12 protein-coding genes are annotated in these 14,262 nt (G+C 54.1%); 7 read left to right on the forward strand and 5 right to left on the reverse strand.

Going from position 1 to position 14,262, the window contains the following annotated elements; all coding sequences use genetic code 11:
* Positions 1–8 precede the first annotated feature (8 nt).
* Both EHN07_RS03125 and EHN07_RS03130 read left to right on the forward strand, forming a co-directional pair.
* Positions 9–1,457 (forward strand): NAD-dependent succinate-semialdehyde dehydrogenase, encoded by a 1,449-nt coding sequence (locus tag EHN07_RS03125; RefSeq protein WP_279630478.1) that lies wholly within the window; start codon positions 9–11, stop codon positions 1,455–1,457.
* 242 nt (positions 1,458–1,699) lie between these two features.
* On the forward strand, positions 1,700–3,181 hold the full coding sequence (locus EHN07_RS03130; protein WP_124022747.1) for an APC family permease: 1,482 nt from the start codon (positions 1,700–1,702) through the stop codon (positions 3,179–3,181).
* A 152-nt stretch (positions 3,182–3,333) separates the two neighbouring features.
* On the opposite strand, the gene EHN07_RS03135 is transcribed toward EHN07_RS03130, so the two are convergent.
* Positions 3,334–4,032 carry a cache domain-containing protein gene (locus EHN07_RS03135; RefSeq protein ID WP_124022748.1) on the reverse strand — a complete coding sequence of 233 codons (699 nt, stop codon included), beginning with the start codon at positions 4,030–4,032 and terminating at the stop codon, positions 3,334–3,336.
* Between the two features lie 14 nt (positions 4,033–4,046).
* A complete protein-coding gene (locus EHN07_RS03140) occupies positions 4,047–4,772 on the reverse strand; it encodes a FadR/GntR family transcriptional regulator (RefSeq protein WP_124022749.1) in 726 nt (241 codons plus the stop codon).
* Between the two features lie 260 nt (positions 4,773–5,032).
* Here EHN07_RS03140 and EHN07_RS03145 point away from each other — a divergent pair, with 260 nt between their 5' ends.
* The 5 genes from EHN07_RS03145 (at position 5,033) to EHN07_RS03165 (ending at position 11,263) form a co-directional block, all read left to right on the forward strand.
* Entirely contained in the window at positions 5,033–6,463 is a 1,431-nt protein-coding gene (locus EHN07_RS03145; protein ID WP_124022750.1) for a gamma-aminobutyraldehyde dehydrogenase, read from the forward strand.
* 15 nt (positions 6,464–6,478) lie between these two features.
* Complete coding sequence (locus EHN07_RS03150; RefSeq protein ID WP_124022751.1) at positions 6,479–6,955, forward strand: ester cyclase; 477 nt, start codon at positions 6,479–6,481, stop codon at positions 6,953–6,955.
* 29 nt (positions 6,956–6,984) lie between these two features.
* The gene (locus EHN07_RS03155) at positions 6,985–8,877 is read left to right on the forward strand and encodes an NAD(P)/FAD-dependent oxidoreductase (RefSeq protein WP_124022752.1); all 1,893 of its coding nucleotides are present in this window, start codon (positions 6,985–6,987) and stop codon (positions 8,875–8,877) included.
* Positions 8,878–8,883: 6 nt separating this feature from the next.
* Positions 8,884–10,044, forward strand: coding sequence for a cytochrome c (locus tag EHN07_RS03160; RefSeq protein WP_124022753.1), 1,161 nt, complete (start codon positions 8,884–8,886; stop codon positions 10,042–10,044).
* Between the two features lie 205 nt (positions 10,045–10,249).
* Complete coding sequence (locus EHN07_RS03165) at positions 10,250–11,263, forward strand: transporter substrate-binding domain-containing protein (RefSeq protein ID WP_124022754.1); 1,014 nt, start codon at positions 10,250–10,252, stop codon at positions 11,261–11,263.
* Here the strand turns inward: EHN07_RS03165 and EHN07_RS03170 are convergent.
* From EHN07_RS03170 to EHN07_RS03180, 3 genes are read right to left on the reverse strand one after another with little or no spacing between them, the layout of a single operon-like run.
* Entirely contained in the window at positions 11,260–12,090 is an 831-nt protein-coding gene (locus EHN07_RS03170; RefSeq protein ID WP_124022755.1) for a prepilin peptidase, read from the reverse strand. The two genes, EHN07_RS03165 and EHN07_RS03170, sit on opposite strands and share 4 nt — an antisense overlap.
* A gap of 5 nt (positions 12,091–12,095) precedes the next feature.
* Positions 12,096–12,671: a general secretion pathway protein GspB gene (locus tag EHN07_RS03175; protein WP_124022756.1), complete on the reverse strand. Its 576-nt coding sequence runs from the start codon at positions 12,669–12,671 to the stop codon at positions 12,096–12,098.
* Positions 12,668–14,245: an ExeA family protein gene (locus EHN07_RS03180; RefSeq protein ID WP_124022757.1), complete on the reverse strand. Its 1,578-nt coding sequence runs from the start codon at positions 14,243–14,245 to the stop codon at positions 12,668–12,670. Before EHN07_RS03180 ends, EHN07_RS03175 begins: the two co-directional genes overlap by 4 nt.
* Between the last annotated feature and the right edge of the window lie 17 nt (positions 14,246–14,262).

Genomic DNA, 14,262 nt, shown 5'->3' on the forward strand with positions numbered 1-14,262 from the left:
ACCAGATGATCAAATTAAACAATGCTGGCCTGCTGCTGGATAGCTGTCCTGTGGATGGCGAATGGAGCCACGCACGCTCGGGCCAAACCATGGCGGTGGTGAATGCCGCCACGGGCGAGAAAATCGCCGACGTGCCGCTAATGGGCCAGGCTGAAACCCGGCAGGCGATTGCGGCGGCAGAGGCTGCGCAACAAGAGTGGAAGCAGCAGACGGCGGCAGAACGAGCCAAAATCCTGCATCGCTGGGCCAGCCTGATGCACGACAATAGCGACGATCTTGCGCGGTTGATCACGCTTGAGGGGGGCAAACCCCTTGCTGAAGCGCGGGGTGAAATCACCTATGCCGCTTCGTTTATTAGCTGGTTTGCTGAGGAAGCTAAACGGGTGGACGGCGTGTTATTGCAGCCCACCAGCGCCGATCGACGTTTTATCGTAACAAAGCAGCCCGTTGGGGTTTGTGCCGCTATCACCCCGTGGAATTTCCCGGCGGCGATGATCACCCGCAAAGTGGCGCCTGCGCTGGCCGCGGGGTGCGCGATTATCGTGAAGCCGGCAGAGCAGACGCCGCTGACCGCGCTGGCGCTGGCGAAACTTGCCGAGTGCGCCGGGCTGCCTGCCGGGCTATTGCAGGTGCTCACCGGCGATGCCAAAGAGATTGGGGGGGAACTGTGCCGGAATGCGACGGTGCGCAAACTCAGTTTCACCGGCTCGACGCAGACGGGGCGCTTACTGATGGCGCAATGTGCACCAACGATTAAAAAGCTCTCTCTGGAGTTAGGCGGGAATGCGCCGGTCATCGTTTTTGACGATGCGGATCTCGATTTAGCGGTGCAAGGAATTATGGCATCCAAATTCCGCAATAGCGGCCAGACCTGCGTGTGCGCCAACCGGATTTATGTCCAGAGCGGAATTTATCCGGCGCTGTGCGCGGAGCTGGTGCAAGCGGTAGAGGCGCTAAAAGTGGGCAATGGCCTGGAAGAGGGGGTGACTCAGGGGCCGTTGATCAACGAGCAGGCAATAGAGAAGGTCGAGCGGCATATTCATGATGCGCTTGAGAAGGGGGCCACGCTGTTAACCGGCGGGCATAAACACCCGCTGGGCGGAAACTTCTTCTCGCCGACTGTCGTTGCGAACGTGACGCAACAGATGAGCTTCGCCCGGGAGGAGACGTTCGGGCCAGTGGCTGCGCTATTTAAATTTGAAACCGATGCGGAAGTGGTTAATTACGCCAATGACACCGAATTTGGTCTGGCCGCTTATATTTTCACCCGGGATGCAAAGCGTCAGTGGCAAATCCCTGAAGCGCTGGAATATGGCATGGTGGGGGTGAATACCGGGCTCATCTCCAGTGAAGTTGCTCCTTTTGGCGGCATGAAACAATCGGGCCTGGGCCGCGAAGGTTCGCGCTTTGGTATTGATGAATACCTGGAGATGAAATACGTCTGCGTTAACCTGTAATTAACCCCTCGCTTTATGTCTGAATAATCCGACGATAATCATGCTCGTCGGATTATCGATCTTTCCCGTCTTCCTTAATCTGCGTATCAGCACCCGCGCTGGGCCATTTGTGAACCATGCACCTTGTTGCGTCGCTGCACAGTATCTTAACAATTATGTGACATTGAACGTATACATATAACATATTATGTTTTATAAAATATACACACTGCCTGCCCCTATGCCAGATAAAGAGAACAGATATGGAACCGACGACAGACAAAGAAAACCTTCAGCATCAGCCCGTTAAAGGCGAACAATTCAACCGCTCAATAGGGCTGATGTCTAACTTCGCGCTGGGATTTACCTACCTGTCACCCCTGACTGCGGTTTATTCGCTGTTTGCGCTGGCGGTGACGCTTGCCGGGCCGCCGGCCGTCTGGTGGATACTTATCGTGGCCTGCGGCCAGCTACTGGTGGCGCTGGTGTTCGGCGAAGTCGCATCGCAATATCCGATTACCGGGGGGTTATACCCATGGGCAAGAAGGCTATGGGGGAAGAAATATGCGTGGATTGCGGCCTGGATTTATCTGTGGGCTTTAGTGGTCACCATTACCTCAATTGCTGAATATACTTCAACATTTGTCGCCTCGTTATTTCACTACGCCACCAGCGCGGGCAATATGATGATTACCTCGGTGGTGCTGCTATTGATTATGATGGGCGTGAATATGTCAGGAACGAAAAGTTTAGCCCGCGTGGCGAAAATTGGCTTCTGGTGTGAAATCGTTAGCGTCATTGCCCTGGGTATTTACCTGTTAATCTTCCACCGCTCCCAGCCGTTCTCGGTGGTATTTGATTCGATGGGCGTACTGGCTGCGGACGGTAATTACACCACCGCATTTATGTCCGCCTCGCTAATGGGTTTATTTATGTTCTTTGGCTTTGAAGCCTGCGGCAACGTGGCGGAAGAAGTAAAAAACCCGGGTAAAAAAATCCCCGTTGCCATGATTCTCAGCATCGTCTTCGGCGCGATTTCCGCCGTGATTTCGATTCTGGGCTATCTGCTCTCTTCCCCTGACCTGATAGATATTGTGAACGGGAAAATTGCCGATCCCATTCCCACCATCCTTAACCAGGCGTTGGGGGAAACCGGTGCGACCATTTTTATCGTGGTGGCGATTATTGCCATGCTCTCTTGTATCCTGTCGCTGCAGGCTGCATTAAGCCGCCTGATCTTCTCTTTCTCCCGCGATAACATGCTGCCGGGTAGCCACTGGATGGCGAAAATCTCGAAACACAGCGTGCCGGATAACGCCATGATAGTCAGCTGCCTGCTGCCGGTGATTATCTGCGTCTGGGTTTACTTCCAGCCCGATAGCCTGGCGCGTATCACAGCCTTTGCGGTTATCGGTATCTATATTTCCTTCCAGATGGTGGTGCTGGCGGCATTGCGTCAACGTCTGAAAGGGTGGAAACCCGCCGGTGAGTGGAGCGTCGGCTCCTGGGGTATGGTGGTTAATATTCTGGCGTTAGCCTACGGAACAGGCGGTATCTGGTTACTGGCGCAACCGGCTGCGGCGGAGAGTTTTGTCGACCGCTGGACCGTGCTGATAGGGCTGGCGATTGTTATTGGCGCAGGCCTGCTCTATATGTTCATCACTAAGCCGTTTGGCCGCTCAAATGCGCCAGAAAATGACGCCATTGAGTATGCGCAAAAGCTGAGTGCCGGGCACAATAGCTAAACCAAAAGCCGCAGACTGCTGCAAACAGGGAAAATCAATCAGTCGGTTTCCCTGTTTTTTATTATTGACACATAGGTTTGTTTGGCGGAAAGATGAGATTTGCCATCACCCGCAGCCGCCCATAGCGCGTGAGCGGCTTTAACAACATGCTGTTATGGTGGTGACTGGTACAAATTGAAGTCATTATTTTCATAGACCAGGCTCGCCACATCGTCACCCAGCAAATCGCCTACGCGCAATCGGGGATGGGTAGAAAAAACAATTCTACGCTCTTTATTCGTCACAAAGACCGTCTCTCTGGCTACGTAAGGTAATAGCTCTTCTTCCACCCGGCTAACCAGTAAGTCAATAGCGGCGACGCCTAAAAACTGTTGCCTGAAATAAACCGGAACGGCGGCGGTGATGGTGTACGAGGTGTTGCAAATATAATCGACATAAGGGCCGTGAATAAAGGCATTACCCACCGTCGGGGCCTGTTTAAACCATTCAAAGGTTCGGAAATCCAGACGTTGCTGGGTGGCCTGGTCTAAATCCAGATTCACCTGCTTGACGCCATCGGCCTTTTTATACCACCACTCCAGAAGCCAGAACTCTTTATTAGCGGGCGTGCTTTCAATATGGCTGGCGAACCCTGCACCAGAGCAATAAACATTACTGTTTAATCGTTTTTTAATCTGTTCCTGAATCATTTTTCTGACGGACGGTTCGAGCAGTTGCTCCAGATTAACGTTCTCAATATCTGCCAGCGAAGATTCAATATCTTTCGCCAGCGCCGCCGTGGAATCAATGGTGCAGTTAATAATGCTATCGATTTTTTCGCTAAGGATACGGAGTGATGATGTCAGTAGCATATTTATGCCTGTTGTTATTTTGCATTGTACTTCAATTTATTTTCTATCAGATAGAAAGTAAACGTGTCGATTAATTTTTGCGCGCTATTCACCGACTCGCTTTCGTTATGCGCGGCAAGCGTGTCAATTAGCGTGGTATATAACGCCACAATTTCACGATGGATAATATCTGAGCGGAACAGGATCGCCACCAGCGACGACCATTCTGACTGTAAAATTAGCTCCTGGTTGGCGAGGCGCGCAGACTGGGAGGCGGCGGCAATCGCTAACAGACAGCGCATATCGGCCTGGGTGCGCGTCTCGGGTGAGGTGGCCGAATTAAGCACCGCAACAAAATCACGCAGGCGCGTAATATCGCCCTGAGTCATGCGTCGCGATGCCAGGCGGGTGCTGTGGCTAATAATCGCACAGTGCATCTCCCCAAGATCGGAGAGGTAATCGGTACTCAGGGTTTTAAAGGGATTAAGAGTAGGGCTCAATTCCCAGGCTTGCTCGCAAACAAAGCTGCCGCCATTACGGCCCCGCACGGTGTGGATCAAATGATTGGCCCGCAGCGTGTTTAACGCTTCGCGGATGGTGATGTGCGAAACCCCCATCATTTTCGCGAGGTCCGCTTCATTAGGTAACTGTTCGTTGGCCTCAAGCAGCCCGGTAATAATGGCATTTGAAAGACGCTGCACTATCTGATCGGAACGGCTGGCCTGGCCTATTGGCGCGAATATCACCGCATGAGTAATCATAGTTTTCCCTGGTGAGATAATCCTTTCAACAATTCACTGAACATAGCACACCCCCCCTGGTTAATGAAGGTAGGCTCAGGGCTCCTGAGGGCAGGCGGCAGCGGGGCTGTTCAGCGCGGGTGGCCCTTGCTGCGCATTGCAGCCTAAAATATCACAACGAAATGGGATGTATATCATGTTGTTAGAAAAATGTTATTGAATTTAATGCGCTCAAAACATATTACATAATATAGTTTATGTATTAATCAGCGGAGAGCGCGATGAACATCCTTAAGCATTTTATCAATGGGCAATACGTAGCGGGTTCGCAGGACGCTCTCTTTGAGCTGGTCAGCCCGGTGAATGGTGAAACTTATGCATTGTCGCCGAGTGCGGGGCGTGCTGAGGTGGATCTGGCCTACCGCGCAGCGAAAAGCGCCTTTGCCGTCTGGAAGCATTCCACTCCGGCCCACAGACAGCTGGCGCTGTTAAAACTGGCCGATGCTATCGAGCGCAATGTGGACAGGCTCGTCCAGGCGCAAAGCGAGGAGACGGGGCAGCTGCGGCACTTTATCGAAAAGGAAGAGATTGCCGCCTCCTGTGACGCGCTGCGATTTTTCGCCGGTGCCGCCCGTTGCCTGGAAGGTAAAGCCTCTTACGAATACACCCCTGGTTTAACCTCCACCATCCGCCGCGAGCCGTTAGGCATTGTGGGGCAGGTCACGCCCTGGAATTACCCCTTTATGATGGCGGTGTGGAAAATCGCCCCGGCGCTGGCGGCGGGCAATACCGTGGTGCTGAAACCAAGCGACACCACGCCCGTCAGCACCCTGATTCTGGCCGAGCTTGCCGCGCCTCTTTTTCCGCAGGGCGCGTTTAACGTGCTGCTCGGCAAAGCCGAAACCGGCTCGCTGGTGGTTTCCAGCCCTGAAGCCTCGCTGGTTTCGATTACCGGTTCGGTGCGAGCCGGGCTGCAGGTCGCGGCCTCTGCGGCGGCGAACCTGACCAAAGCGCATCTTGAGCTGGGCGGTAAAGCCCCGGTTATCGTTTTTGCCGATGCGGATATGGATAAGGCCGTTGAGATCATTACTACCGCCGGTTTCTTTAACGCCGGGCAGGACTGCACCTCAGCGACGCGCATTCTGATTGAAGAGTCGATCTACGAGCCATTCCTCGAAAAGCTGGTTAATAAAACCCGCACCATCAAATTTGGTTCGCCGGAAGATAAGCAGGCATTGTATGGCGCACTTAACAGCCGCAACCAGCTGGAACAGGTGAAAGGCTTTATCAGCAGGCTGCCCGCGCACGCCAGAATTGAAACCGGCGGTAAACCGGGGGCGGGGCCGGGTTTTTATTTTGAGCCGACGATCATTTCCGGGCTGGAGCAGCACGATGAAGCCATCCAGCACGAAGTCTTTGGCCCGGTGATGACCGTGCAGAAGTTCTCCTCAGAAGCCGAAGCGCTGGATAAGGCGAACGATGTGGAATACGGCCTGGCGTCGAGTATCTGGACCGGCGATCACCGCCGCGCCCAGCGTTTCAGCATGCGTCTTGATTTTGGCACGGTCTGGATTAATAACCATATCCCGCTGTGTGCGGAGATGCCCCATGGCGGCTTTAAAAAATCCGGCTACGGCAAAGACTTGTCCTCCTACTCGCTCGATGAGTACACCCGCGTGAAACACATCATGTGCGATATCTCTGACTCCTAATAATAAGGTGATGAAATGAAAACAATAAAAGTTGCGGTATTGGCCGGTGCGCTGTTCTCCAGTCTGGCGCTGGCAGCAGCCTCGCCGCTAACCGTGGTGCAGGATTATATGGCGGCATGGAACGCCCATGATTCGGCAAAGGCCGCGCAGTATCTGGCAACGGATGTGGTCTATTACGATGCGGCAAACGGCACGCCGGTTAAGGGGAAGGATCATGCGGAAAAAGAGGTGATTGGCGCTTTTATCAAGGCCGTGCCGGATTTGAGGTGGAAAATGACCGGTAAGCCCGTTTACGACCACGATACCATCGCTTTTCGCTGGCAGTTCAGCGGCAAGAATAGTGGCGAATGGGCGGGCGCTCCGGCGACCAACAATGCGATAAAATTTGAAGGCGTCAGCTATATCACCGTTAACAACGGCAAAATCACCTGGCAGGGTGACTATTACGACGCGAAGAAACTCGATGAAGAGTTAAAACCTCAGGCCAACTAATTGAGGCCCGCTGACAAGTAAGGTTTGATATGTCCATTACCAGACGCGATTTTCTCAACGGCGTTGCCCTCACTATTGCCGCAGGGTTAACGCCCCTGGACCTTGCCAACGCTACCGGTAAGGCCCGCGCGGTTATCGGGGAGGAGTATTATCCGCCCCAGCTCACCGGTCTGCGCGGTAACCACCCCGGCTCCTTCGAAATGGCGCATGCCGTTGGTCGAGAGCATCAACAATTCAGCGCTGACCATCTCCCGATTGAGGAGGAGTACGATCTGGTGATTGTGGGCGGGGGGCTCAGCGGGCTAGCCGCTGCCAGTTTCTGGCGTGATTTGATGGGCAGCGCGAGCAAAGTGCTGGTGCTGGATAATCACGATGATTTTGGCGGCCACGCGAAACGCAATGAATTTAACGCGGCGGGGAAAAAAATTATCGGCTACGGCGGCAGTGAGGCTTTTCAGTCGCCAACCCGCAACTTTAGTCCGGTAGTCAACGAATTAATGTCAAAGGTTGGCGTTAGCGTCACGCGCATGAAGCAAAGTTTTGCGGTCAACTTCTATCCGGATTTAAACCTCAGCCGAGGGGTTTTCTTCGACAAAAAGAACTTTGGTGAAACCAAAATTGTCGGTGGCGACCCCGGGCGTGCGGTAGCGGATGACATTCCCCCGGACAGGCTCAACGGGCGCAGCCTGGAAGACTTTGTTAATGATTTTCCATTAAGCGCGGAGGAGCGCAAAGCGATTCTTGATTTGTACCTTAGCCCGCAGGATTACCTGAAGGGAATGTCGGTTGACGAGAAAACCGAATGGATGGACACCCACAGCTACCGCGATTTCCTGGCGGAAAAAGTGGGGTTAAGCAAGATGGCGATAATGTATTTCCAGCAGCGTACCAACGACTTTTTTGCCATCGGCATTGAAGGGGTGAGCTGTAGCGATGCGCGAACCTGTGCGCTTCCGGGAATGGACAACATGGGGCTACCGCCGCTTGATGAGGAGTCCCTCGCCGATCTGGAAGAGCCTTATGTCTATCACCTTCCCGACGGCAATGCGGGCCTGGCGCGGCTGATCGTCCGCCACCTGCTGCCCGCAGCCTTACCCGGCAGTACGATGGAGGATTCGGTCACCGCCCGGTTAAATTATCAACAGCTTGATAATCCGCAAAATAACACCCGCATTCGCCTGAGCAGCATGGTGATTAATGCGGCCAATCGCGACGACGGCGTGGTGGTGACCTACGTGAACGACGGCAAAGCGCACCGTGTGAAAGGGCGCAGGGCGATTATGGCGGGCTATAACATGATGATCCCGTATCTGGTGCCTGAAACGCCGGAACAGCAGAAAGCAGACCTGCGGCTGAACGTTAAAGCGCCGCTGGTTTACACCAATGTGGTGGTCAAAAACTGGCAGGCATTCGCCAAGCTCGGCATCCACGAGTTTTATTCGCCTGCGGCTCCTTACAGCCGCGTAAAGCTCGACTACCCGGTAAGCCTCGGCGATTACCACCATTCGCAAAACGTGGATCAACCCATGTGCCTGCATATGGTTTATGTGCCGACGTATCCGGGCAGCAAACTCAGCGCGCGTGAACAGTTCCGTCAGGGGCGGGCCTATTTACTCGGCACCACGTTCGACACCCATGAACGAATGATCCGCGAACAGCTTCAGGAAATGCTCGGGCAGACGGGTTTTGATCATCAACGCGATATCACGGCGATTACCGTTAACCGCTGGGCGCACGGCTACGCTTACTACGCCAGCGCGTTGTTCGATGACATGGATAAGATGCCGGACATTATTGAGAGGGCGCGCAAGCCGATTGGACGCATCGCGATTGCCAATTCTGATGCCGACTGGGATGCCTATGCGCATACGGCCATTGATCAGGCCTGGCGCGCGGTCAATGAACTCAAGGCGATGGGATGATCTGAGATGAAACAGACGCTATTAGCCATCGGCTGTTGGTTGATCGCCGGTCATGCTGCGGCCGGTTCTGCTGGAGCCTACATGGCCCGTGTTGCGGACTGCGTGGCTTGCCACACCGTTGAGGGCAGCCAACCAATGGCGGGCGGCAAAAAGTTCGCCACCCCGGTTGGCGATATTTACGCCACCAACATCACGCCGGATAAAAGTACCGGCATCGGTAATTATTCCTATGAGGATTTTGAGCGTGCCGTGCGGCGGGGAATAGCAAAAGATGGTCATGCCCTTTATCCCGCCATGCCTTATCCGTCCTATTCCCGCATGACCGATAAAGATATGCACGATCTCTACGATTACTTTATGACGGAGGTTCCCGCCGCTAAGGTGCCGAATCAAGCGCATGATATTCCGTGGCTGCTCTCGGCACGCTGGCCGCTGCATATCTGGAACTGGCTGTATGTCGAGGAGGCTCATCCCGGCAAGCAAGCGCCGGAGGCCGGGGATAAGAGCAAGGCATTGCTGGCGCGCGGCGCTTATTTAGTTGAAGGGCCGGGGCATTGTGGCGCCTGCCATACGCCACGTGGGGTATCGATGCAGGAAAAAGCCTATGACGGCTCAAGCGCGAGCTATCTTAGCGGCGCCATGATAGACGGCTGGCTTGCCCCATCCCTGAGAAACCTCTCGCTGTCAGCCGGGGAGTTAAAAGATCTGTTGCGCACGGGGAAAAGCAGGCATGACGCGTTATCAGGCCCAATGGGCGAAGTGGTTACCCAGAGCACGCAATATCTTAGTACGGCGGATTTAGACGCCATTTCCTGGTATCTGCTGAGCTTTAACCACCGCAGCCCAACGCCGGTTGCAAGCGACGGCGTCATTAACTATGCCCCGGGCGACGGGAAAACCCTTTACTCGATGTATTGCTCCACCTGCCACGGGGATGACGGCAAAGGTAAGGATTTCACCGTGCCTTCTTTAGTCAATAACTCGGTCATCACGGCCAAAGATCCGGCATCGCTGATTTCGATTATCGAGCATGGCGCGGCAACGCCGCAAACCCAGGGTAATATCTCCTTTAAAATGCCGGCCTATAAAGCGGTGATGTCAAAGGATGAGATAAATAATGTGGTTAATTACGTGCGGGGTCACTGGGGAAATAACGCCGATAAATAATCATCCAGCCCTGGTGAGAAACTGCGCTTTTTCACCAGGGCTGGATTAAATGGGATAGTGCCCGCCAGCTCTCCGCTAATTGCAAACATCATGGTAATTAAAATTTAACATGGCCAGCTCCGCATTTTAACCACTGCTAAAAAGAGTCGTGACAACTGCTGCGCACCACGTCTTATTTTTTGGATAATTCTTTAATGTCTCTGGCTTGTGTGTCATCTTCAGCGCGCATAAGATTATGCGGCTCGTCACGGGTGCTGGCGGAGTTAAATTTATTGGACATAAAGGTTATACATTGGCTGTAATGATGAACAAATATTTATCTCTGCTATTTCTTTTAGCTACTCTTCCTGTATTCGTAACCCATGCCGACGACAGCCTGGAACATATCAAACAGGCTCACAAGATAAATTTAAGCTACTCGTATAACGATTATCCTTTTTCATTTGTTGAACATGAAAAGCCGGTCGGTCTGGCAGTGGATTTGTGCCACAATATTGTCAGTAAGATTAAGAAACAATTGAATATTCCCCATCTCGATATTAACTGGGTGGGTGAAAAACAGAGTGTGACTTTTATCAAGGTCAAAGAGCAGGCTATTGATATGACCTGTTCAGCGATTACCATAACCGCTATCAGAAGCAAAAGTTATCATTTCTCGAACCCTTTTTTCATCACCACCACCGCATTACTTTCACAAAAGAGCGATGTCGTTCACCAGTCTCAGGAGCTACGGGGGAAAACCATCGGGGTTATTTCCGGTAGTTCCGCTATCGAACACCTGAATAAACTCAACCGCAAACTCGGTTTCTCACTGCTGATGGTGACGCAGACGGATTACGCATCGGCCCTGGAGAACTTCCGAACGGGTGAAGTAAAAATGTTGGCCAATGATGGCGTTTTGCTGGCGGCATTTAAAGCCAATGACCCGGAAAATTTAGCCATCAGCCAGGTCGATTTTGGCGATATGGATAGCTACGGTTTGATGATGGCAAAAGGGGCCGATGGGTTGACGGCTGCGGTTAACACAGCATTAGACGAGATTATCGCCAGCGGGGAATATGACCAGCTCTATAAAAAATGGTTCCTGTCGCCAATCCCACCAATGCAGAAAAACCTGAATATGCCGATGAGCAAGGCCTTGCTGCGTTATATAAAATCGCCGCACCGCCTCAACCCTCATATTGTTTCTGAACACCACGGTAGCCTTGCTGGATCTTAAACCGTCAGCGTTAAAAAATAGCCAGCCGAAAGAGTCAGCCACGGGCCAAAGGCCAGCGGCTGGTTTACTTTTTGGCGCCCCAGCAGATGCAGAATACCTGCTCCGAGCAAGCCGCCTGTGCCCGCAACCATCACCAGCTGCGGCAAAACTTCCCATCCTAACCACGCCCCGAGCGCGGCCAGCAACTTGGCATCGCCCCCACCGAGTGCGGCTTTCCCGCTCAATTGTGTAAAAATTGCCGACAGCAGGGCAAAGGACAGATAGCCGCAGAGGGCGCCTGCCACCGCGTCCTGCAGCGGCACAAAGCATCCGTTGAGATTGACCAGTAAACCTATCCAGAGCAGAGGCAGGGTTAATACATCGGGTAATAACAGGGTAGTGGCGTCGATAACCGCCAGGGTTAATAACGCAGAAATTAACAGCAGGCCCGCCGCAAGCTGCATTCCCGGCGGCCACAGCAGCCCCGCCAGCACAAATAACGCGCCACAGATCGATTCGACCAGCGGATAGCGCAGCGAAATGGCCTGCTGGCAGCAGCGGCTTTTGCCGCCTGACAGGCACCAGCTTACTATCGGTAACAGATCCCGGCGCATTAACGGGCGCTGGCAGGAACAGCAGGCGGAAGGCGGCCAGCACAGGTTGTAGGTTTGCCTGGCAGGAGAAGGCATATTTAACGTCAGGCGGGCTTCATCCTGCCACTTTTCGTTGAGCATCACCGGCAACCGCCATGCCACCACGTTCAAAAAACTGCCGATCAACAGCCCTGCCGTACCCAACAGGGCGTACCAGAGCGCGGGATAGCCGTAAGCCAGCTCGTTTAACATCATCAGATTCACCAGTCGGAAAGCGCCGTTACGCGGAAAGGCTGCCCTTCAAACGAGAAAATACTGTCGTCAGGCTCGATTTTCATCAGCTTCACCCCGGCGCCAATAGCCGCCCCCTCGTGGTAATCATTGCCGTTAAGATTGATAACGCTTTTACCGGTTTCGCTCGAGTAAACATGGGCGTTGTATTTGATGGCAGGCATTCGCCGCCGTGCCTCATCGGGCAACTGTTCAAGGCGCGGATAAGCCGCATCCATGGCCATTGTTTCTTCCACCCTGTCGGAGGCGGGCGGCGCGACATCCTGAAACTCCTCCTCTGTCATGGATTCGGATTCGGATTCGGGTTCGGCAGGCAAAGGCTGCGTGTTAAACACCAGCGTGTTGCTGATATTGCGCCAGGGCTGCGTTGCAGAATGCGGGACTTCAATCCTGTTAAGGCGCGGCGGGTTATGCAGACTATGCCAGCCGTAACACAAAGCGGCGCCGGAAAGGGCGGCACAGGCTAAACCGGTGCACCAGGCCAAAATCAAGTAGCCTTTGGCGGATAGCCCGGCGAGTGGTTTAAGGCTGAGTGAATCGTTCATTGTTTCTCCTGGATGGTAGCCGCGTTATCTGCCCGATCGCGAGCGGGGAGGGTGCCATCCAGAGCGGGCAGGTTCAGACCCGGCTGGTTACTCAGGCGCAGCAACGTCTGCTCCCCGGCGATGCCGTCAGCAGGCAGGCGCTGCTGTTTCTGGAAGCTAACAATCCCGGACTGAATGGCGGCACTCCGGGCGGCGACCGGCGTTTTTAGCGCGCTGGTCAGCCGTTCGGCTATCCACTGAATATCCGTGGCCGGGCTTTGAACGGTCACTTTGACTGCGCCGCTGTCAGGCACTTGCCAGAGCAGCGTGGCGTCTTGTTGAAAACGTTGCTTCAGCCAGTCGAGGGAAACCTCCCATTCCTGGTTGGCGAACAGCAGCGAAGCCTTGCCGTTATTGACGTGGCTCAACACCGCGAACCAGTGCCCCAGACTCTGATCTTTCAGGTGTATCACGGCCGGGTAATTCAGCGCGATGACCTCGCGTAGATCGCTGAAGGTGCGGTAACAGCGCAGGCCGGCGGGTGCCAGCGCCTGGCACGATAAGGCTTCATCGCCACCGTCATAACCCCATGCCGCAGTCAGCAAAGTGAAAGCATCGCTCTGGCTACGGGCATTGTTTACCGCGGCTGCAAACAACGTTTGCACCTGCGGGTCGGGTGGGACGCTGACCGGAACCTTAACGGTGCGCACTTCAGGCTGCGGCAACCAGCCCCACTGTTTCCAGCCAAACCATCCGGCAACAAACAGCATGATGCAGGCCGAGATAAAGGTGATGACACCCCTCGTACCGCCGGTATCTACCCGTCCCGTCACTTTATGCGCCGCCTCAATTGCGTGCGATGAGGTGATTTGCCAGCGGCGTGCCAGGGCGGCGTCCACCAACATTTGTTCACACAGTCGGTTGATAATACGCGGAATACCTTTGCTGATACGCGTGATCACGCTGATGGCACCCCGGGTAAAAATAGGGTGCAAGCAGCCCGCTTTTTGCAGGCGAAAGCGCACGGCGGCGTCCACCTCTTCAACCGACAGCGGGGTGAGGAAATAGCGTGCCGTCACGCGTTGTTGCAGCTGAGCCAGGTGCGGATCGTTGAGGCGAGAGTCGAGTTCGGGCTGGCCTGCCAGCACAATCGACAACAGTTTTCGATCGTCCGTTTCGATGTTGGTCAGGGCGCACAAGGCTTCCAGCTGTGATTGGGTGAGATGCTGTGCCTCATCAATTAACAGCAGCGCCTGTTTTCCCTCCCGCTGGTTATGGCGCAAAAAGGTTTCCAGCCCGGCGTCATCGGGCAGGTGAAACGCGCGGCAGATTTGCCCGATCAAGGCAGTAGCCGAGGGGCAAGGGGCTATCAGATATGCCGTTTCGACCTCGACGCCTGCATGAAGGCAGATATGGCGTGCCAGCGTGGTTTTCCCGCTGCCGGGCGAACCCAGTAACGTCATAAAACCGCCGGTTTTCATGGTGCGATGCAACAGATCCAGCGCTTCGCGATGAGCCGGGCTGAGGTAAAGGTAATCAGGGTCGGGCGAGAGGGTAAATGGGGCGGCATTAAGGGCAAAAAAATCCTGATACATGGTTGCTGTTCCTGTTG

This window comes from Buttiauxella warmboldiae (genome assembly GCF_003818135.1).
In the GTDB taxonomy this organism is placed as follows: Bacteria; Pseudomonadota; Gammaproteobacteria; order Enterobacterales; family Enterobacteriaceae; genus Buttiauxella; species Buttiauxella warmboldiae.